Annotated in this window: 23 protein-coding genes and 1 tRNA gene; 12 read left to right on the top strand and 12 right to left on the bottom strand. The window is 76.1% G+C overall.

The window, feature by feature from the left end; genetic code table 11:
• The first annotated feature begins 145 nt into the window (after window positions 1-145).
• From ACI8AB_RS19800 to ACI8AB_RS19785, 4 genes are all read left to right on the top strand, one after another.
• Complete coding sequence (locus ACI8AB_RS19800; RefSeq protein ID WP_456951521.1) at window positions 146-1,609, top strand: NAD-dependent succinate-semialdehyde dehydrogenase; 1,464 nt, start codon at window positions 146-148, stop codon at window positions 1,607-1,609.
• 50 nt (window positions 1,610-1,659) lie between these two features.
• Complete coding sequence (gene aroA / locus ACI8AB_RS19795; RefSeq protein ID WP_456951520.1) at window positions 1,660-2,940, top strand: 3-phosphoshikimate 1-carboxyvinyltransferase; 1,281 nt, start codon at window positions 1,660-1,662, stop codon at window positions 2,938-2,940.
• A gap of 140 nt (window positions 2,941-3,080) precedes the next feature.
• Window positions 3,081-3,953 carry a ribosome small subunit-dependent GTPase A gene (gene rsgA / locus ACI8AB_RS19790; RefSeq protein WP_456951519.1) on the top strand — a complete coding sequence of 291 codons (873 nt, stop codon included), beginning with the start codon at window positions 3,081-3,083 and terminating at the stop codon, window positions 3,951-3,953.
• A gap of 14 nt (window positions 3,954-3,967) precedes the next feature.
• Window positions 3,968-4,399 (top strand): VOC family protein, encoded by a 432-nt coding sequence (locus tag ACI8AB_RS19785; RefSeq protein WP_387990244.1) that lies wholly within the window; start codon window positions 3,968-3,970, stop codon window positions 4,397-4,399.
• Here ACI8AB_RS19785 and ACI8AB_RS19780 read toward each other — a convergent pair.
• Window positions 4,396-5,022 (bottom strand): hypothetical protein, encoded by a 627-nt coding sequence (locus ACI8AB_RS19780; protein ID WP_456903419.1) that lies wholly within the window; start codon window positions 5,020-5,022, stop codon window positions 4,396-4,398. The two genes, ACI8AB_RS19785 and ACI8AB_RS19780, sit on opposite strands and share 4 nt — an antisense overlap.
• A 45-nt stretch (window positions 5,023-5,067) precedes the next feature.
• Window positions 5,068-5,604 carry a DUF2087 domain-containing protein gene (locus tag ACI8AB_RS19775; protein ID WP_387990250.1) on the bottom strand — a complete coding sequence of 179 codons (537 nt, stop codon included), beginning with the start codon at window positions 5,602-5,604 and terminating at the stop codon, window positions 5,068-5,070.
• 54 nt (window positions 5,605-5,658) lie between these two features.
• Between ACI8AB_RS19775 and ACI8AB_RS19770 the strand changes: the two genes are divergently transcribed.
• The gene (locus tag ACI8AB_RS19770; protein ID WP_387990253.1) at window positions 5,659-5,835 is read left to right on the top strand and encodes a DUF2795 domain-containing protein; all 177 of its coding nucleotides are present in this window, start codon (window positions 5,659-5,661) and stop codon (window positions 5,833-5,835) included.
• Window positions 5,836-5,857: 22 nt separating this feature from the next.
• Window positions 5,858-6,667 (top strand): histidinol-phosphatase, encoded by an 810-nt coding sequence (hisN, locus tag ACI8AB_RS19765; protein WP_456951518.1) that lies wholly within the window; start codon window positions 5,858-5,860, stop codon window positions 6,665-6,667.
• A gap of 48 nt (window positions 6,668-6,715) precedes the next feature.
• Here the strand turns inward: hisN and ACI8AB_RS19760 are convergent, their stop codons facing one another.
• From ACI8AB_RS19760 to ACI8AB_RS19745, 4 genes are all read right to left on the bottom strand, one after another.
• Window positions 6,716-6,904 carry a hypothetical protein gene (locus tag ACI8AB_RS19760; protein WP_456929268.1) on the bottom strand — a complete coding sequence of 63 codons (189 nt, stop codon included), beginning with the start codon at window positions 6,902-6,904 and terminating at the stop codon, window positions 6,716-6,718.
• Between the two features lie 86 nt (window positions 6,905-6,990).
• Window positions 6,991-8,307, bottom strand: coding sequence for an FGGY family carbohydrate kinase (locus ACI8AB_RS19755; protein ID WP_456951517.1), 1,317 nt, complete (start codon window positions 8,305-8,307; stop codon window positions 6,991-6,993).
• Window positions 8,304-8,807 carry an XdhC family protein gene (locus ACI8AB_RS19750; protein ID WP_456951516.1) on the bottom strand — a complete coding sequence of 168 codons (504 nt, stop codon included), beginning with the start codon at window positions 8,805-8,807 and terminating at the stop codon, window positions 8,304-8,306. Before ACI8AB_RS19750 ends, ACI8AB_RS19755 begins: the two co-directional genes overlap by 4 nt.
• Window positions 8,804-9,814: an aldo/keto reductase gene (locus ACI8AB_RS19745; protein WP_456951515.1), complete on the bottom strand. Its 1,011-nt coding sequence runs from the start codon at window positions 9,812-9,814 to the stop codon at window positions 8,804-8,806. The genes ACI8AB_RS19750 and ACI8AB_RS19745 overlap by 4 nt, the downstream gene beginning before the upstream one ends.
• Before the next feature lie 99 nt (window positions 9,815-9,913).
• On the opposite strand from ACI8AB_RS19745, the gene ACI8AB_RS19740 reads away from it, so the two are divergent.
• Complete coding sequence (locus ACI8AB_RS19740; protein ID WP_456951514.1) at window positions 9,914-10,423, top strand: hypothetical protein; 510 nt, start codon at window positions 9,914-9,916, stop codon at window positions 10,421-10,423.
• A 3-nt stretch (window positions 10,424-10,426) separates the two neighbouring features.
• On the opposite strand, the gene ACI8AB_RS19735 is transcribed toward ACI8AB_RS19740, so the two are convergent.
• Window positions 10,427-11,206 carry an aldo/keto reductase gene (locus ACI8AB_RS19735; protein ID WP_456951513.1) on the bottom strand — a complete coding sequence of 260 codons (780 nt, stop codon included), beginning with the start codon at window positions 11,204-11,206 and terminating at the stop codon, window positions 10,427-10,429.
• 183 nt (window positions 11,207-11,389) lie between these two features.
• On the opposite strand from ACI8AB_RS19735, the gene ACI8AB_RS19730 reads away from it, so the two are divergent.
• Together ACI8AB_RS19730 and ACI8AB_RS19725 are read left to right on the top strand one after the other, a co-directional pair.
• Entirely contained in the window at window positions 11,390-12,772 is a 1,383-nt protein-coding gene (locus ACI8AB_RS19730; RefSeq protein ID WP_456951512.1) for a cystathionine beta-synthase, read from the top strand.
• Window positions 12,769-13,917: a cystathionine gamma-synthase gene (locus ACI8AB_RS19725; RefSeq protein WP_387990277.1), complete on the top strand. Its 1,149-nt coding sequence runs from the start codon at window positions 12,769-12,771 to the stop codon at window positions 13,915-13,917. The genes ACI8AB_RS19730 and ACI8AB_RS19725 overlap by 4 nt, the downstream gene beginning before the upstream one ends.
• A gap of 99 nt (window positions 13,918-14,016) precedes the next feature.
• On the opposite strand, the gene map is transcribed toward ACI8AB_RS19725, so the two are convergent.
• Window positions 14,017-14,787, bottom strand: a complete 771-nt coding sequence (map, locus tag ACI8AB_RS19720) for a type I methionyl aminopeptidase (protein ID WP_456951511.1) — start codon at window positions 14,785-14,787, stop codon at window positions 14,017-14,019.
• Window positions 14,788-14,853: 66 nt separating this feature from the next.
• Between map and ACI8AB_RS19715 the strand changes: the two genes are divergently transcribed.
• Window positions 14,854-15,123: a helix-turn-helix domain-containing protein gene (locus ACI8AB_RS19715; RefSeq protein ID WP_456951510.1), complete on the top strand. Its 270-nt coding sequence runs from the start codon at window positions 14,854-14,856 to the stop codon at window positions 15,121-15,123.
• Between the two features lie 6 nt (window positions 15,124-15,129).
• Here the strand turns inward: ACI8AB_RS19715 and ACI8AB_RS19710 are convergent, their stop codons facing one another.
• The 4 genes from ACI8AB_RS19710 to ACI8AB_RS19695 form a co-directional block, all read right to left on the bottom strand.
• Complete coding sequence (locus tag ACI8AB_RS19710) at window positions 15,130-15,315, bottom strand: ferredoxin (RefSeq protein ID WP_456951509.1); 186 nt, start codon at window positions 15,313-15,315, stop codon at window positions 15,130-15,132.
• Window positions 15,315-16,664, bottom strand: coding sequence for a cytochrome P450 (locus ACI8AB_RS19705; RefSeq protein WP_456951508.1), 1,350 nt, complete (start codon window positions 16,662-16,664; stop codon window positions 15,315-15,317). Before ACI8AB_RS19705 ends, ACI8AB_RS19710 begins: the two co-directional genes overlap by 1 nt.
• A gap of 104 nt (window positions 16,665-16,768) precedes the next feature.
• Complete coding sequence (locus tag ACI8AB_RS19700; protein ID WP_456951507.1) at window positions 16,769-17,047, bottom strand: GNAT family N-acetyltransferase; 279 nt, start codon at window positions 17,045-17,047, stop codon at window positions 16,769-16,771.
• Window positions 17,048-17,155: 108 nt separating this feature from the next.
• A tRNA-Met gene (locus ACI8AB_RS19695) sits at window positions 17,156-17,232 on the bottom strand.
• Between the two features lie 125 nt (window positions 17,233-17,357).
• Between ACI8AB_RS19695 and ACI8AB_RS19690 the strand changes: the two genes are divergently transcribed.
• Entirely contained in the window at window positions 17,358-17,924 is a 567-nt protein-coding gene (locus tag ACI8AB_RS19690) for a hemerythrin domain-containing protein (RefSeq protein ID WP_456951506.1), read from the top strand.
• A gap of 139 nt (window positions 17,925-18,063) precedes the next feature.
• Complete coding sequence (locus ACI8AB_RS19685) at window positions 18,064-18,690, top strand: antibiotic biosynthesis monooxygenase (RefSeq protein ID WP_456951505.1); 627 nt, start codon at window positions 18,064-18,066, stop codon at window positions 18,688-18,690.
• Window positions 18,691-18,745 lie beyond the last annotated feature (55 nt).

The following is an 18,745-nucleotide window of genomic DNA, read 5'->3' as shown; positions in this document are numbered from 1 at the left end:
GCTGGTCCTCCCCGGCTGTCGGGCCGGCCCGGGACGGGCCCGCGGGACCGACTCTAGGCGGGACCGGGGACAGCGGGAGTGCCCCGCCGGACCCCGGGTAGGCCCGGGGTGCAGACCCCGGCGAGCAGAGACGAGGATCACGCGCGTGACCGCGACCCAGAACCCACCGCAGCAGCAGCCGAAGACCGCGAGCGAGTCCGCCGAGCGGCGCTACGCGACGGTCGACCCCTTCACCGGGGAGACCGAGGAGGAGTTCGACTTCACGCCCACCGAGGCCATCGACGGGATCATCGGGACCGCGCACGCCGCGTACCAGGAGTGGCGGCAGCGCACGGTCGAGGAGCGCGCCGGCGTCGTCCGCCGCGCGGCGGAGCTGATGGACGAGCGCCGCGACGAGCTGGCGGCGCTCGCCACGAAGGAGATGGGCAAGCGCCGCGAGGAGGCCGCGGGCGAGCTGTTCCTGTGCTCGATGATCCTCAACTACTACGCCGACAACGGCCCGGCCTTCCTGGAGCCCACCCCGATCCAGCCGCTGCTGGGCAAGGGCGAGGCCGTCGTCGAGACGCAGCCGGTGGGCGCGCTGCTGGCCATCGAGCCGTGGAACTACCCCTACTACCAGGTCGTCCGCGTGGTCGGCCCGAACCTCGTGCTCGGGAACACCGTGATCCTCAAGCACGCCGAGATCGTCCCGCAGTGCGCGCAGGCCATCGAGCAGCTGTTCACCGACGCCGGCGCCCCCGAGGGCGTCTTCACCAACACCTTCCTGCGCATCGCCGACGTCGAGCAGGTCATCGCCGACCCGCGCATCGCGGGCGTGACGCTGACCGGCAGCGAGCGCGCCGGCAGCGCGGTGGGCGCCCTGGCCGGCAAGCACCTGAAGAAGTCGGTGCTCGAGCTCGGCGGCAGCGACCCGTTCATCGTCCTGGACGCCGAGAACGTCGGCGCCACGGTCAAGGCGGCGACCACCGGCCGGATGCAGAACACCGGCCAGGCGTGCATCGCCGCCAAGCGGCTGATCGTCACCGAGGACGCCTACGAGCCCTTCGTCGCCGGCCTGCGGCAGGCGTTCTCCACCTTCTCCCCCGGCGACCCCGCGGACCCGGACACGACGCTGGCTCCGCTGTCGTCGGAGCAGGCCGCGAAGGACCTGCACGCCCAGATCCAGGACGCCGTCGACAAGGGCGCCACCGTGCTCGCCGGAGGTGGCCGCCCCGACCTGCCGGGCGCGTTCGTCGAGCCGACCCTGCTGACCGACGTGACGCCCGAGATGCGCGCGTACCACGAGGAGCTCTTCGGGCCCGCCGCCGTCGTCTACAGGGTCAAGGACGCCGACGAGGCCGTCGCCCTCGCCAACGACAGCGTCTACGGGCTCGGCGCGACCGTGATGAGCAGCGACCTCGACCGCGCGCGGGCGGTGGCCGAGCGGATCGAGGCCGGGATGGTCTGGATCAACCAGCCCACCGGCTCCTCCCCCGAGCTGCCCTTCGGCGGGATCAAGCGCTCGGGCTACGGCCGCGAGCTCTCCGAGCTGGCGATGTTCGAGTTCGCCAACCGGCGGCTCCTGCGCACGGTGCCGGCCAAGAAGGCGGAGAAGCCGCAGGCCGGCTAGGGCGGGCCGAGCGTGAGCGGCGTCGTCCGGACCGGGCAGGATGGTCCCCCGTGAGCCAGGTCTGGACGACGCCGCACCGCCCGACCCCCGTGGACGCGGTCGTCCCGCTGCCCGGGTCCAAGTCGATCACCGCACGGGCGCTGGTCCTCGCGGCGCTCGCCGCCGGCCCGAGCCGCGTCGTGCGCCCGCTGCGGGCCCGCGACACCGACCTCATGGCCGCCGGCCTGCGCGCGCTCGGCGTCGGGATCGCCGAGGACGGCGCCGACTGGCTGGTCACCCCCGCGCGGCTGCGCGGCCCGGCGGAGGTCGACGCCGGGCTGGCCGGCACCGTGCTGCGCTTCCTGCCGCCGGTGGCCGCGCTCGCCGACGGCCCGGTCCGGCTCGACGGCGACCCGCGGCTGCGCGAGCGCCCGAACGCCGGGCTGATCGCCGCGCTCCGCGACCTCGGCGTCGGGGTCGACGACGGCGGCCGCGGCCGGGCGCCGTTGACCGTGCACGGCACCGGCGCGGTCCGCGGCGGGGCGGTGACCGTCGACGCGAGCGAGTCCTCGCAGATCGTCTCGGGGCTGCTGCTGGCCGCCGCCCGGTTCACCGACGGGATCGACCTCGCCCTGGCCGGCGGGGTGCCGTCGATGCCGCACGTGGAGATGACCGTCGCCGCGCTGCGCGAGCACGGCGTCGACGTCGTCGCCACCGACCGCGGCTGGCGCGTCGCCCCCGGCCCGCTCGCGGCGCTCGACCGCGTCGTCGAGCCCGACCTGTCCAACGCCGCGCCCTTCCTCGCCGCGGCGCTGGTCACCGGCGGGCGGGTCACCGTGCCCGACTGGCCGGCGGCCACCACCCAGCCCGGCGCGCAGTTGGACGCGCTGCTGGGCGCGATGGGCGCCGAGGTCGAGCGGACGCCGGACGGCCTGCGGGTCACCGGCACCGGCCGCATCGCCCCGCTGGTCGCCGACCTGGGCGACGTCGGCGAGCTGACCCCGGTGCTCGCCGCGCTGTGCGCGCTGGCCGACGGGCCCTCCCGCCTGACCGGCATCGCCCACCTGCGCGGCCACGAGACCGACCGCATCCAGGCCCTCGACGAGGTGCTCACCGCCGTCGGCGCCCGCGTGCGCCAGCTGCCCGACGGCCTGGAGGTCGAGCCGGGCCCGCTCCGGGCGGCGCTGCTGGACTCCTACGCCGACCACCGCATGGTGCACGCTGCCGCCGTCCTCGGCCTGGCCGTCGACGGCGTGCGGGTCTCCGGGCCCGAGGCGGTCACCAAGACGCTGCCGGACTTCCGCGAGCGCTGGGCGGGCATGCTCTCCGCGACCGCGGGGGTGGCCTCCTGAGCCGCCGCCACGACAGCCGCTCGGACGAGGACGACGTCCGGGTCCGGCCCAACCGGCGCGGCTCCCGCCCGCGCACCCGCACCCGGCCGGCGCACGCCGACGCCGTCCCCGGCCTGGTGATCGCGGTCGACCGCGGCCGGATGACCGTCCGGATCCCCGGTCCCGACGGCGCCCAGCTCGAGGTGACCGCGATGCGCGCCCGGGAGCTGGGGCGGCACGGCGTCGTCGTCGGGGACCGGGTGCGGCTGGTCGGCGACACCAGCGGCCGGCCCGACACCCTCGCCCGGATCGTCGTCATCGAGGAGCGGACGACGTCGCTGCGGCGCACCGCCGACGACACCGACCCCACCGAGCGGGTCGTGGTGGCCAACGCCGAGCAGCTCGTCGTCGTCACCTCGGTGACCGACCCCGACCCGGCGCTGGGGTTCCTCGACCGCTGCCTGGTGGCCGCCTACGCCGGCGGGCTGGAGCCGCTGTTCTGCCTGACCAAGACCGACCTGGCCAGTCCGCAGGCGCTGCTGGACCGGTACGCCGGGCTGGACGTCGGCGCGGTGGCGGTGTCCCGGGAGACGCCGCTGGACCCGCTCCTCGAGCGGCTGGAGGGACGCACCAGCGTGTTCGTGGGCCAGTCGGGCGTGGGCAAGTCGACGCTGGTGAACCGGCTGGTGCCCGAGGCCGGCCGGGCCACCGGCGAGGTGACGAAGATCGGCAAGGGGCGGCACACGTCGTCGTCGGCGGTGCTGTTCGACCTGCCCGGCGGCGGCACGATCGTCGACACCCCCGGCATCCGCTCGCTGGGCCTGGCACACGTCACCGCCGACGACGTCGTCGCGGCCTTCGACGACCTCGCCGAGGCCGCCGTCGACTGCCCGCCCGGGTGCGGGCACTCCGCCGACGACCCCGACTGCGCGCTGGACGCCTGGGCGGCCGACGGCCCGCCCGGCCGCGCCGAGCGGCTGGCCAGCGTGCGGCGGCTGCTCGACGCCGTGGGCCAGCTCGGCCCCGGTCACTGAGGAGAGGAGCCTCCGTGGAGCAGCGGGTCCACTTCCTCACGCTGGCCACCGCCGACCTCGACGCCGCGCGACGGTTCTACGTCGAGGGACTCGGCTGGACGCCGCTGCTCGACGTGCCCGGCGAGATCGTCTTCTTCCAGGTCGCGCCGGGCACGGTGCTGGCCTTCTTCGAGACGGCGCAGTTCGCCCGGGACCTCGGCACCGGGCCCGCCCGGCCGGAGGTGTCCGGGCTGACGCTGGCGCACAACGTCGGCGACCGCGACGCCGTCGCCGCGCTGTGCGAGCGGATGGCCGCCGCGGGCGGCACCGTGCTGACCCCGCCCGAGGAGGGTGCCTTCGGCGGCGTCTTCCACGCGCTGGTGCGCGACCCCAACGGTGTCGTCTGGGAGATCGGGCACAACCCCGGCTGGTCGGTCGACGCCGACGGGACCGTCCGGCTCGGCTAGCCCCGTCCGGGACGCGCGAACAGCCCGTCGGGCACCGGCTCGTCGACCGCCTCGATGCGCAGGTCGTGCGTCTCGCCCGCGTGGGTGCCGTCCAGCGCCTCCGCCCACACGCACACGCCGGTCCGCAGGTCGAGCCGGACGAGGTGCGCGGTCGGGTACTCCACGCCCTCCGGGACGCTCCCCCACTCGAGCTCGTCGACCCGGCGGCTGCGCAGCAGCGGGCAGCAGCCGCAGCGCGGCTCGTACCGGTCGGTGGGCACGACCAGCGCCTCCCAGGCCGGGCGGCCGGCGTGCTCGACCTCGCGCAGGCCGTCGACGGTCAGCGCCGGGCCGGCGGGCGCCCCGGTGTCCGGGTCGACGCCGTCGGCGAGTTCCCGCGGCCGCAGCTCGGCCACCCAGCGGTAGTCCTGCCACATCGGGTCCTCCCCCGCGCCGGCCTCCCGGACGACGCCGAGCAGCCGGCCGGCGGCGTCCTCGACCCGGAGCCGGTCCGGCCGGCGCAGCCAGGCGCGGACCGGCTCGGACCACGTCCACCCGCGGCGCCGGCGCTCGGTGAACCGCAGCGTCGTCCACCGGTCCGGGGAGGACCGGGCGAGCGCGCGGAAGGCGTCGGCGTCGGGCACACCCGGCAGTGTGGTCCCCGGCCGGGGCACCCGTCGGCAGGAGGACTAGACGTCGACCCAGCCGCCGGTCCGCCAGTAGAGGCCGGCCTCGCGGGAGAGCAGCCCCTCGTCGACCAGGTAGCGGCGCAGCGCGGCGGTGTCGGGGTGCCAGACCGCCAGCAGCGCGTTGACCTCGCGCTCGGGATAGCGGACGCCGACGTCGAACACCCGCACCACGTGCTGGAGCACCAGGCGCCGCTTGCTCTGCTGCGCCGGGATGGTGGTCAGCCGGCCGTCGCGGATGAACGCGGCGAGCACCGCGGACTCGGCCGGGTCGTCCGACAGCGGCTCCGGCGCCGGTGCCGCCTCCGCCGCGGCGCGGGCGGCGGCGCCGAACCGGTCGGTCAGCAGCTCGAGGACGTGCCCGTCGCGGCGGACCAGCCCGGCCCGGGCGAGCCGGCGGGCGGCGAGCGCGACGTCCTTGAGCGACAGCCCCGAGGCCGCGGCGACGTCCTCGATCGTCCCGGCGCCCAGCGCCAGGGCCGCCACCACCTTCAGCCGGGTGGGGTCGGCCAGGAGCCCCACGATCGTCGCCGCGTCCATCCCCTCGACGGTATCCGTGCATCGGAGCACGTGGGCGGGGGTAGCGGCACCGGCATGGTGAGCCCCATCGACCTCCAGAAGGCCCTCAAGGGCCTGGACTACCCCGCCAGCAAGGAGCAGATCCTCGAGCACGCCAAGGGCGCCGACGCGGAGGTCCTCGACGCGCTGCAGAAGATCGCGGACCGGGAGTACGAGGGGCCCAGCGGGGTCAGTGCCGCGGTCTTCGACTGACCGCCCGCTAGGTTCGGTGCCCATGACACCGGGCCGGGACTTCACGGGGGACATGCACCTGGCGCACGTGCTGGCCGACCAGGCGGACTCCATCAGCATGGAGCGGTTCCGGGCCCTCGACCTCGCCGTCGAGACCAAGCCGGACCTGACGCCGGTCACCGACGCCGACCGCGCCGTCGAGGAGCAGCTGCGCATCACCCTCGCGCGGGCCCGCACCCGCGACGCCGTGCTCGGCGAGGAGTTCGGCGTCACCGGCCACGGCCCGCGGCGCTGGGTGCTCGACCCGATCGACGGGACGAAGAACTTCGTCCGCGGCGTGCCGGTGTGGGCGACCCTCATCGCGCTGTTCGACGGCGACGAGGCGGTCGTCGGCCTGGTCTCGGCGCCGGCGCTCAACCGCCGGTGGTGGGCGGCCAAGGACGTCGGGGCCTGGACCGGGCGGCGGCTGGAGTCGGCCACCCGGTGCCACGTCTCCGGCATCACCGACCTCGGCGACGCGAGCCTGTCCTACTCCAGCCTGTCCGGCTGGGAGGAGCGCGGCCTGCTCGACGGCTTCCTCGACCTCACGCGGTCGGTGTGGCGCACCCGCGCCTACGGCGACTTCTGGAGCTACGTGCTGCTGGCCGAGGGCGCGGTCGACGTCGCCTGCGAGCCCGAGGTGTCGCTGTGGGACCTCGCCGCGCTCGACGTCATCGTGCGCGAGGCCGGCGGGCGGTTCACCGACCTCACCGGCGCCGACGGGCCGGCCGGCGGCAGCGCCCTCGCCACCAACGGCGCGCTGCACGACGCCGCGCTGGCGCACCTGCGCCTGCCCGACCCCGCCGCCCGGTGACGGCGGAGGCCCCTCCCCGATCCCGGGGAGGGGCCTCCGTGTCCGGGGCTACGCCGTGGGGCGCGGGCCGCCGCCGGTGCCACGGCCACCGGTGAACCGGCGACGGGCGTCGTCGATCCGCGCCCGGGTCTTGGGGTCCTTCGCCAGCTGCTGGGCCTTGGCCGACACCTGCTTGAGGGTCTGCTGACCCTTCGGGCTGCGGGCGAACTGGGCCACCTTGTCGAACACCGACGCCATCTCGCGTGCCTCCTCTCGCCGGGGCCCGTCCTGGGCCCTCCGTCCCGGTCAACGGTGCCCGGGCCGGCACCGTTCCATGCGGCCGGTCAGGCCCGCCGCGGCTCGACCGGCAGGCCGGTGCCGCGCCCGGCCAGCAGCGCCGCCCCGACCGCGGACGCGCTGCGCAGCGGCAGGTACGTCACCGGCCGGCCCAGCAGGCCGGCGAGGGTCTCCCGCACCAGCGGCGCGCGTCCCCCGCCCCCGGTCAGGACGACGGGGCCCCCGGGCACCTCGCCGAGCAGCGCGGCCGCCGCGGCGACGGCCGACAGCACCCCCTCGACGGCGGCCCGGGCGAGGTCGGCGCGGGTGGTGCCGGCGCCCAGGCCCGACCAGCCGGCGCGGTCCTCCGGCCCGGCCACCCCGCCGCGCTCGCCGGTGAGGAACGGCCGGAACACCGCTCCCCCGGCCCCGGGGGGCGACGTCGCGGCCAGGTCGAACAGGTCGGCGGGCGGGACGCCGAGCACGCCGGCCACCCAGGTCCACGCCGAGCCGCCGTTCTGCAGCGCGGCCATCGCGTACCAGCCGCCCTCGGCGTCGGCGTAGCCGTGCACCGGCGGGTCGTCGGCCGGTGCGGGCGTCCAGCCGGGCCGCAGCACCTGCGCGCCGGTGCCGAGGTTGACCTGCAGCCCGGCGGTCGTGCCGGCCGCGAGCAGCGCCAGCGGCGTGTCCCCGCCGCCGACGACGACCGGGACCTCCGCCCCGCCGAGCACCGCCGTCCCGGCCACCTCCGCCGAGGGCCGCACCGCCGGGAGCAGGCCCGGCGGCACCCCGGCCGCGGCCCGCGCGGCGGCGGACCAGCCGTCGGCGACGACGTCCCACAGCAGCGTGGCCGAGGCGTCGCTGCGCTCGGTGACCCGCGGGTCGGTGCCGGGCAGCAGGGTGGCGCGGAGGGCGTCCTTGGGCAGCAGGACGGCCGCGGCGCGGTCGACCAGGTCGGGCCGGTGCGCCGCCAGCCAGGCCAGCACCGGGCCGGTCATGCCCGGCACCAGCGGGTTGGCCAGCGCGGCGCGGTCGGGAGCCGGCAGCGCCCGCCACAGGCGGACCTCCGCGGCGGCCCGCCGGTCCGGCCACAGCACCGCGGGCGCGAGCGCGGCGCCGGCGTCGTCGACGAGCACCGTGCCGTGCATCTGGCCGGACAGGCCCAGCCCGGCCACCGGCCGGCCGCCCAGCGCGGGCAGCAGCCGGGCGAGCGCGTCGTCGAACGCCGCCCGCCAGGTGCCGACGGCGCACTCGGCCCAGCCCTCCCGCGGGCTGTCCACGGGGTAGCCGGCCTCGGTCTCGGCGACGGTGCCGCCGTCCTCGCCGAGCGCGACGAGCTTCAGCCCGCTGGTGCCGAGGTCGGCGCCGAGCAGGACGGCGCTCACCGCGGGCCGTGCGCGAACCCGCCGGAGCGGCCGGTGCGGTCGGCCAGCAGCCCGGCCAGCGTGCTCAGCGCGATCTCCGCCGGCGCGCGGGAGCCGATGTCCAGCCCGATCGGCCGGTGCACCCGGGCCACCTCCTCCGGTGGGACGCCGAGGGCGGCCAGCGCCGCCACGTGCGGGCCCTGGTGCCGCGGGTTGCCCATGACGCCGAGCCAGCGGACCCGGCGGGCCAGCGCGTCGCGCAGCACCTCACCGAGCTCGGGGCGGTGGTGGTCGGTGACGACGACGTCGGCCCGGTCGAGGTCGAGGGCGTCCTCGAGGTCGGCCAGCGTGCGGGTGCCGTCCCCGCCGGCCGGGTCGACCAGCGCGGTGCGGAAGCCGAGCTCGGCGCCCCAGCGCAGCAGCACCTCGGCCACCGGGGAGGCGAACACCGCCACCAGCACCCGGTCGGTCGCGGGGGCGGCCGGTGCCCCGTGCGCGACACCGCACGCCGGGTCGCTCACGCGGCGCGCTCCGGGCTGTCGCCGTAGGCGTACCCGGCGTCGGCGTACCGGCCGCCGACGGCGACCCCGGGCGGGGCGATCTCGCCGAGCCGGGCGAGGTCGTCGGCCGACAGCTCCACGGCGAGCGCGCCGGCGTTCTCCTCCAGGTAGGACCGCCGCTTGGTGCCGGGGATCGGGACGACGTCGGGGCCCTGCGCGAGCACCCAGGCCAGCGCCAGCTGCCCGGGTGTGCAGCCCTTCTCCCCGGCCATCGCGCGGACGGCGTCGACCAGGCGCAGGTTCGCCGCGAACGCCTCCCCGGTGAACCGCGGGTGGGTGCGCCGCCAGTCGTCGTCGGCGAAGTCGTCGGGGCTGGTGATCGCGCCGGTGAGGAACCCGCGGCCCAGCGGGCTGAACGGCACGATGCCGATGCCCGCCGCGCGGGCGACGCCCAGGACCTCGGTCTCGAGGTCCCGCGTCCACAGCGACCACTCGCTCTGCAGCGCCGCGATCGGGTGCACGGCCACCGCCCGGCGGACCGACGCGGCCGACGCCTCCGACAGCCCGAGGTACCGGACCTCGCCCTGCTGCACGAGCTCGGCCATCGCCCCGACGGTGTCCTCGATCGGCACGCGGGGGTCCACCCGGTGCTGGCAGTACAGGTCGATCACCTCGACGCCGAGCCGGCGCAGGCTGGCCTCGGCGCAGGCGCGCACGTTCTCCGGCCGGCCGTCGACGTCCATGCCCCCGCGGTCGTTGCGCCGCAGCGAGAACTTCGTCGCCAGCTGCACCTCGTCGCGCCGACCACGGATCGCCTCGCCGACCAGCTCCTCGTTGTGCCCGTCGCCGTAGACGTCGGAGGTGTCCAGGAAGGTGATGCCGAGGTCGAGCGCGCGGTGGACCGTCGCGATGGACTCGTCGCGGTCGGCGGCGCCGTACATCTGGCTCATGCCCATGCAGCCCAGGCCGAGGGCGGAGACGACCAGGCCGTTCCGGCCGAGCGTGCGGGTACCGGCGGGAGCAGTCATGCCCCGCATCCTCGTCCCGCCGCGAGCGGCCCCGCCACCGGCCGTTTCCGCGCCGGGCGCCCGGGTAGCCGCCCGGGCGACCGACCCCGGGAGGACCCCATGAGCGCGCGCCCCGCCCGCCGCACGGCCCGGCTGCTCGGCCTGGCCAGCCTCGGTCTCGGCACCTCGATGCTGGCCTCGCCCACGGCCGTCGCCCGCTTCGCCGGCGTCGACGACTCCCCCGCGGCGCTGCCGGTGGTCACCGCCGTCGGCGCCCGGGAGCTCGCGCACGCCGCCGGCCTGCTCGCCGGCCGACCCGGCTGGGCGTGGACCCGCGTCGCCGGCGACGCCGTCGACCTGGCCGTCATGGGCGTCGCCCTGCAGAACCGGCGCGGCGAGCGGGAGCGCCGGCTGCGCAACGTGCTCGTCGGCGCCTCGGTGCTGGCGGCGCTGGACCTGCTCACCGCCCTGCGCTCCCGGCGGCGGACGTCGGCCCCCACCCTGACCCCGGTGACCCGGCCGACGACGGGGCTGGTGGCCCCGCTGATCGACGTCCGGCCGGCACTGGCCGGCGAGCCCCGGCGCCCGGTCGCCACGGCCCCGGACGCCGGAGCCGTGGACGCCGGGTAGCCCTCAGCCGCGCGCCAGGCCGTCGACGCGGGCGACCTCCTCGGCCGACAGCGCGAAACCGCCGATCTCCAGGTTGGCCCGGATCCGCTCCGGGGTGGCCGACTTCGGGATCACCACCACCCCGTGCTCGACGTGCCAGCGCAGCACGACCTGCGCCGGGGTGACGCCGTGCGCGTCGGCGACCTCCCGCAGCACCGGGTCGCCGAGGTCGGTGTTCTTGAACGGGCTGTAGCCCTCGAGGACGACGCCGCGCTCCCGGTGCCCGACCTCCACCGCCGGGTCGTACAGCGCCGGTGCCCAGCTGACCTGGTTCACCTGCGGTGCCACGCCGGTCGCCCGGGCGAGCCGGTCCACCGCGTCCAGCGAGTAGTTGCTGACCCCGACCGCCCGGGCCCACCCATCCTCGCGGGCGGCGACGAACCGCTCCCACAGGCCCTCGTCGGAGCCGCCGGGCGGCCAGTGCACCAGCCACAGGTCGACCGCGTCGAGGCCGAGGGCGTCCAGCGACGCCGACAGCGTGCGGTCGGCCCGGCCCGCCTCGTGCGGCGGCAGCTTGGTGGTCACGAAGACCTCGTCCCGGTCGACGCCGGAGTCACGCAGCGCCCGGCCGACCTCGGCCTCGTTGCGGTACATCGTCGCGGTGTCCAGGTGCCGGTAGCCGGCGTCCAGGGCGGTGCGGACGGCGTCGTAGCACGTGCTGCCGGTCATCTGCCAGGTGCCGAAGCCGAGCAGCGGCATGCTGCCGCCGCCGGTCAGCGGCGCGGACGGGAGGGGCGCGGTCATGCCGCAGCCCTGCCCGGGCCGGCCGGCGGCGACACGCGCCTCGGCGGACGGACGCGGTCGGGAACCCGCCGACGACGGCCGCCGGCGCGGGGCGCGGAGGGGACGGCGGCGCAGCCGGGAAGCCGTCGGGGTGGTGGGATGGGACACACGGCGCCCGCCCGGAGCGCCGGCGAGGAGGTCCGCGTGCAGTACGCCGAGTCCGTGGTCGACCTGATCGGCGGCACCCCGCTGGTCCGGCTGTCGAGGGTCACCGCCGACCTCGGCCCGGACGCGCCGCTGGTGCTGGCCAAGGTCGAGTACCTCAACCCCGGCGGGTCGGTGAAGGACCGGATCGCCGTGCGGATGGTCGACGCCGCCGAGGCCAGCGGGGAGCTGGGGCCCGGGGGGACGATCGTCGAGCCGACCAGCGGCAACACCGGCATCGGGCTGGCGCTGGTCGCCCAGCAGCGCGGCTACGAGTGCGTCTTCGTGTGCCCGGACAAGGTCAGCCAGGACAAGATCAACGTGCTGCGGGCCTACGGCGCCGAGGTCGTCGTCTGCCCCACCGCCGTCGACCCGTCGGACCCGCGGTCGTACTACTCCGTCTCCGACCGGCTGGCCCGCGAGACCCCCGGCGGCTGGAAGCCCGACCAGTACGCCAACCCGGCCAACCCGCGCTCGCACTACGAGACCACCGGCCCGGAGATCTGGGAGCAGACCGAGGGGAAGGTGACCTGCTTCGTCACCGGGGTCGGCACCGGCGGCACGATCAGCGGCATCGGCCGCTACCTCAAGGAGGTCAGCGACGGCCGCGTCCGCGTGGTCGGCGTCGACCCCGAGGGGTCGGTGTACTCCGGCGGCACCGGACGGCCCTACCTGGTCGAGGGCGTCGGCGAGGACTTCTGGCCCGAGGCCTACGACCGCTCGGTCGCCGACCGGATCGTCCCGGTCTCCGACGCCGACTCCTTCCGCATGACCCGCCGGCTGGCCCGCGAGGAGGGGCTGCTGGTCGGCGGCTCCTGCGGGATGGCCGTCGCCGGCGCGCTGCGCGCCGCGGAGGAGCTGGGGCCCGACGACGTCGTGGTGGTGCTGCTCCCCGACGGCGGCCGCGGCTACCTCAACAAGATCTTCAACGACCGGTGGATGGCCGACTACGGCTTCCTCGACGTCGCCACCGGCGAGACGGTGGGTGAGCTGCTCGCCGCCAAGGACGGCGCGACGCCGGTGCTGGTGCACACCCACCCGAACGAGACGGTGCGCGACGCCATCGACATCCTGCGCGAGTACGGCGTCAGCCAGATGCCGGTCGTGCGGGCCGAGCCGCCGGTGACCGCCGGCGAGGTCGTCGGCTCGGTGGACGAGAAGGTGCTGCTCGACGCGCTGTTCGCCGGCCGCGCCTCGCTGTCGGACCGGGTGGAGAGGCACATGTCCGCGCCGCTGCCGATCATCGGTTCCGGCGAGCCGGTCAGCGCCGCGGTGGCGGAGTTCGGCGAGGCCGACGCGCTGGTGGTGCACGTCGACGGCAAGCCCGCGGGTGTGGTCACCCGGCAGGACGTGCTCGGCCACCTGGCGGGGGTGACCCGGTGACCGGGTTCTCCGGCTTCGACACCCGCGCGATCCACGCCGGGCAGGACCCCGACCCCGCCACCGGCGCCGTCGTCGTCCCGCTGCACCTGGCCACCACCTTCAAGCAGGACGGCGTGGGCGGGCTGCGCAACGGCTACGAGTACGCCCGCAGCGCCAACCCCACGCGCGACGCCCTGCAACAGCTGCTGGCCTCCCTCGAGGAGGGCACCGCGGGCCTGGCGTTCGCCTCCGGCCTGGCCGCCGAGGACACCCTGCTGCGCACCGTGTGCGAGCCCGGCAGCCACGTCGTCCTCGGCGGCGACGCCTACGGCGGCACGTTCCGGCTGATCTCGAGGGTCGTCTCGCGCTGGGGCGTCGAGCACACCCCCGTCGACCTCAACGACCCCGACGCCCTGCGCGCCGCGATCCGGCCCGGCGCCACCCGCGTGATCTGGTGCGAGACGCCGACCAACCCGCTGCTCAACGTCGCCGACATCGCGCTCACCGCCGAGGTGGCGCACGAGGCCGGTGCGCTGCTCGTCGTCGACAACACCTTCGCGAGCCCCTACCTGCAGCGGCCGCTGACCCTGGGCGCCGACGTCGTCGTGCACTCGACGACGAAGTACCTCGGCGGGCACTCCGACGTCGTCGGCGGCGCGCTCGTCGTCCGCGACGCCGACCTCGCCGAGCAGCTGGCCTACCACCAGAACGCCATGGGCGCGGTGTCCGGCCCGCTGTCGGACTGGCTGGTGCTGCGCGGGATCAAGACCCTCGGCGTGCGGATGGAGCGGCACCAGGCCAACGCCGCCCGGATCGCCGAGTACCTCACCGGGCACCCGGCGGTGTCCCGCGTGCTCTACCCCGGCCTGCCCGACCACCCCGGCCACGACATCGCGGTCAAGCAGATGTCCGGCTCCGGCGGGATGCTGTCGTTCCGGGTGGCCGGCGGCGAGGAGGCGGCGCTGCGGGTCTGCGAGCGGGCGCGGCTGTTCACGCTGGCCGAGTCGCTGGGCGGGGTGGAGTCGCTGATCGAGCACCCGCACCGGATGACGCACGCCAGCGCCGCCGGCTCGCCGCTGGAGGTGCCGGGCGACCTGGTGCGCCTGTCGGTGGGTATCGAGGACGTCGACGACCTGCTCGCCGACCTGGAGCAGGCGCTGGCCTGACGGCCTCAGCGCGGGGCGGGTCAGCGCGGAAGGGTCAGCGAAAGGACCCTGTCCTCCTCACCCCTCGCACGCTCGGGGCGAGCCTCTGGACAGGGCCGGTCAACGCGGAAGGGTCAAGATCCTCGGGCCGTCCTCGGTGACCGCGACCGTGTGCTCGACGTGCGCGGCCCGGCTCCCGTCGGCGCTGCGCAGCGTCCAGCCGTCGGCGTCCACCCGGTAGTCGTCGCTGCCGCCGGCGAGGAACCACGGCTCGATCGCGATCACCAGCCCGGCGCGCAGCGGCACGCCGCGGCCGGCGCGGCCCTCGTTGGGCACGTGCGGCGCCTCGTGCATGGTGCGGCCGACGCCGTGCCCGCCCTGGTCGGTGTTGATGCCACAGCCACCCGCCCGCCCGACCGCCCCGATCGCCGCCGAGACGTCGCCCACCCGGTTGCCGACCACCGCCGCCGCGATCCCCGCCGCCAGCGCCCGCTCGGCGGTCGCCACGAGCGCGAGGTCCTCGGGCCGCGCGGTGCCGACGGGGAAGGTGATCGCCGAGTCGCCGACCCAGCCGTCCAGGGTGGCGCCGGCGTCCACGCTCAGCAGGTCGCCGTCCTCGAGCTCCCGGGTGGTCGGGATGCCGTGCAGGGCGACGTCGTTGACCGACAGGCAGACCACGCCCGGGAACGGCGGGGTGGTCGCGTGCGGGGCGTAGCCGAGGAACGGCGAGCCGGCGCCGGCGTCGGCCAGGACGTCGCGGGCCACCCCGTCCAGCTGGGTCAGCCGGGCACCGGGGGTGGCCGCGGCGCGGACGGCGGCGAGCACGTCGGCGACGACCGCCCCGGCGGCCCGCATGGCCTCCAGCTCGCCCGGCGTGCGCAGCTCGATCATCTGGGTCCTCCCGGGATCGGTGTCCCGGCAGCACCGGGATTCATATCCCGGTATTACTATCACGCCATGGTGCGACCGCCGCTGAGCCCCGAGGAGCGCGAGCGCGGCCGCCGGCTGGGCGCGCTGCTGCGGGCCGCGCGGGGCGACCGCTCCCCCGCCGAGGTCTCCGCCGCCTCCGGGGTGAGCCTCGAGGCCCTGCGGAAGATCGAGTCCGGGCGGGTGCCCACCCCGGCGTTCTTCACCGTCGCCGCCGTGGCCCGGACGCTCGACGTCCCGCTCGACCGGCTGGCCGCGGACCTCACCGCGCCGGGCGCCGGGGCCGCGCTCCCCGCCTGAGGGCGTTCAGCCGGCGATCGACAGCGCCCCGGTCGGGCACTGCTGCACGGCGTCCCGCGCGGCGTCCCCGTCGTCCGGCGTCTCCTGCAGCACCCGCACCGCGCCGTCGTCGTCGACCTCGAAGACGTCCGGGGCGAGCAGCTCGCACTGCCCCGAGCCCACGCACAGCTCGCGGTCGGCGGCGATCCGCATCAGCGGGTCCCGCCGAGCCGGGCCGGCAGCCGCTTGAGGCCGTTGACGAACGAGGACGCCAGCCGGTCGGGCGGGCCGGTGACCTCGAGGTCGGGCAGCTGGTCGAACAGCGCCCGGAAGGTCACCTGCAGCTCGCGGCGGGCGAGGTGCGCGCCGAGGCAGAAGTGCGGGCCCTTCGAGCCGAACCCGACGTGCGGGTTGGGGTCGCGGCCGACGTCGAAGCGCTGCGGATCGGCGAAGACCTCGGGGTCGCGGTTGGCCGCCGCGTAGAACAGCAGGAACTTCTCCCCGGCGGTGAACCGGTGGCCGCCGATCTCGCCGTCCCGGGTGGCGGTGCGGCGCATCCAGGTGACCGGGCTGACCCAGCGCACGACCTCCTCGACGGCGGTGCGGTCCAGCGACGGGTCGGCGGCCCACCGCGCCCGCTCCTCCGGCCACTCCGCCAGCGCCAGCAGGCCCTGGGAGATGGCGTTGCGCGTGGTCTCGTTGCCGGCCACCAGCAGCAGGATGAAGAACGAGGCGATCTCCTGGTGGGACAGCCTCTCGCCGTCCACCTCGGTGGTGACCAGCGCGGTGGTGAGGTCGTCCCGGGGCTCGGCGACGCGCTCGGCGGCCAGCCGCTCCATCAGCGCGGCCATCTCCGTGCCGGCGGTGAGGAAGGCGGTCAGCGGGTCGTCGTTCTCGATGAGCTCGGGGTCGCCGCCGGACAGGATGACGTTCGAGTTGGCCAGCACGGCCGCCCGGTCGGCCTCGGGGACGCCCATCATGTCGCAGATGACCCGCAGCGGGATCGGGGCGGCGATGTCGGCGACGACGTCGATGACGCCGTCGCCGGCCTCGGCCGTCACCCGTGCCCGCGCCAGGACGTCGTCGACGACGGCGCGCACCGAGTCCAGGGTCCGCTCGAGCATCCGCGGCGTGAACGTCTTCGAGACGATCCGGCGGATCTTGGCGTGCCGCGGGTCGTCCATGCTGATCAGCGAGCCGTAGAACTCGTGCAGCTCGGCCGGGACGTCCTGCATCGACACCGCGCCCTGCCCCGAGCAGAACACCGCCGGCTGGGAGCTGATCGCCTCGAGGTCGGCGTAGCGGGTGACGGCGTGGTAGCCCGGGCCGGCCGGGATGCCGGGCAGGTCGGGCTCGGCGAAGAACGCGAAGGGCCGCTCCCGGCGGAGCCGGTCCAGGGCCGCGTGCCGCTCGGCCGGCGGGCGGGTCCACCAGTCCCGGTCGGACAGGTCGACGCCGCTGAGGTCGACGTCGCTGAGGTCACCGTCGCCGAGGTCGACGTCGGTGGGGTCGGCGACCTCCGCACCGGACTCTGTCTGCGGGATCGGGGCCTCGACGCTCACGGACGACCTCCTCGTCGAGCGGTCAGCAGTGACCGTCAACCTAGAGAGGACGCCGTGTGACGGGCAACACACCCGTGTACGGGCCGGCGCCCGACCCTCCGCGGTCAGGCGTCGCCGCGGTCGACCAGGTCGCCGTACTCGGGGTGGCGCTCGATCCAGCCGCAGACGAACGAGCAGCGCGGCACCACCGTCTCCCCGCGCGACCGGACGTCGTCCAGGGCCGCCCGGACGAGCCTGCCGCCCAGCCCGGACCCCTCGGCGTCGGGGTCGATCTCGGTGTGGGTGAAGACCACCTGCGCACCCCGCCGGGAGTACGCGGCCAGCCCCAGGAGGCGGTCGCCGTCGCGGATCTCGTAACGCTCGGACTCGGGGGCGTCCTGCACGGTCGGCTCCATGCCGTTCCGCAACCGGGCCGGCGCCCGCCCTGTTCCCGTCGACCACCCGGGATGCGACGAGGGCCCCGGAGCGTCTGCTCCGGGGCCCTCGTGCCGTGGTAGCGGGGACAGGATTCGAACCTGTGACCTCTGGGTTATGAGCCCAGCGAGCTACCGAGCTGCTCCACCCCGCGTCGGTAGGACCCACTGTACACGCCTCCCCGGGCCCGGTGCGGGGGGTGTGGGCAGCGCCACCCGGGTAGGACCGCGGTGCCGGGTGAGCAGCCGCCCGGCACCGTTCCGGCCCGGAGGCAGCCCGATGACCGCGAGCACGAGCAACCAGGACGTCGTCGAGATCCTGACCACCGACCACCACGAGGTCCTCGACCTCGTCGGCCGCATCCCGGCCGCCGATCCCGCCGAGCGGCGGGACATGGCCGACACCGTGATCGCCGAGCTGATGCGGCACTCGGTCGCCGAGGAGATGTTCGTCTACCCGGCCATGCGCGAGCACCTGCCCGACGGCGAGGCGGCGGTGCAGGACGACATCCAGGAGCACCAGCAGCTGGTGGAGGTGATGAAGGAGCTCGAGGACGTCGACTCCGCCGACGCCCGGTTCCTCGAGACCCTCGGCCGCCTCGAGCAGGTGCTGCGCCACCACGTCACCGACGAGGAGACCGAGCAGTTCCCCCAGCTGCGCGCCCGGTTGAGCCCGGACCAGCTCGTGGAGATCGGCCGGAAGGTGGAGGCGGCGAAGAAGGCCGCGCCCACCCGGCCGCACCCGTCGTCGCCGCACAGCGCGCTGTTCCACAAGACCGTGGGACCGGGCGTCGGGATGGTGGACCGGCTCCGCGACGCGCTGACCGGCCGGTCGGACAACACCTGAGGCACCGGGACCCGGTCCTCCGCCGGAGGACCGGGTCCCGCGCGGCGCCGGGGACCTTGTCCGGCGCCGGGCGCGGGAGGACGCTCGACCGCGCGGCGATGCCGCAGGGGCACCGCCGCCGGTCCGAGAGGGGGGCGGCATGTACGCCCGATCCACCACCATCCGCGCCAACCCCGGTTCGCTCGACGACGCGATCGCGTACGTGCGCGACGAGGTGTGGCCGGCCCTGCAGGACATGGACGGCTGCGTCGGCCTGTCGATGATGTGCGACCGGGAGTCCGGCCGGTGCATCGCGACGTCGGCGTGGGAGGACCGGGAGGCGATGCGGGCCAGCGCCCAGCGCGTGCACCCGCTGCGCGAGCACCTGGTGGAGCACTTCGGGACGGGTGAGGACCCCGAGGTGCAGGAGTGGGAGATCGCCGTCCTGCACCGGGAGCACACCGCCGCGGACGGCGCCTGCGCGCGGCTCACCTGGAGCCGCGGCGACCCGGCCCGGGTCGACCAGATCCTCGAGATGTACCGCTCCACCCTGATGCCGCGGCTCCAGGAGCTGCCCGGCTTCTGCAGCCTGAGCCTGCTCGTCGACCGGGACAGCGCCCGCGCCGTCGGCACGGTCGTCTTCGAGGACCGCGCGCACCTCGAGGGGACGCGGGACCAGGCGCGCATGCTCCGGGAACGGGCCGTCGACACCATGGGCATCGACATCCTCGACGTCGCTGAGATGGACCTCGTCCTCGCCCATCTCCGGGTACCCGAGACCGTCTGACCCCGGGCACCCCGGAGCGCGGAACGGCACCGGCCCCCACCGCTGGGCGGTGGGG

It is taken from the genome of Geodermatophilus sp. SYSU D00698 (assembly GCF_054050335.1).
Note: the sequence above shows the minus strand (reverse complement) of the source record. Positions and strands in the feature narration are given on the sequence as shown.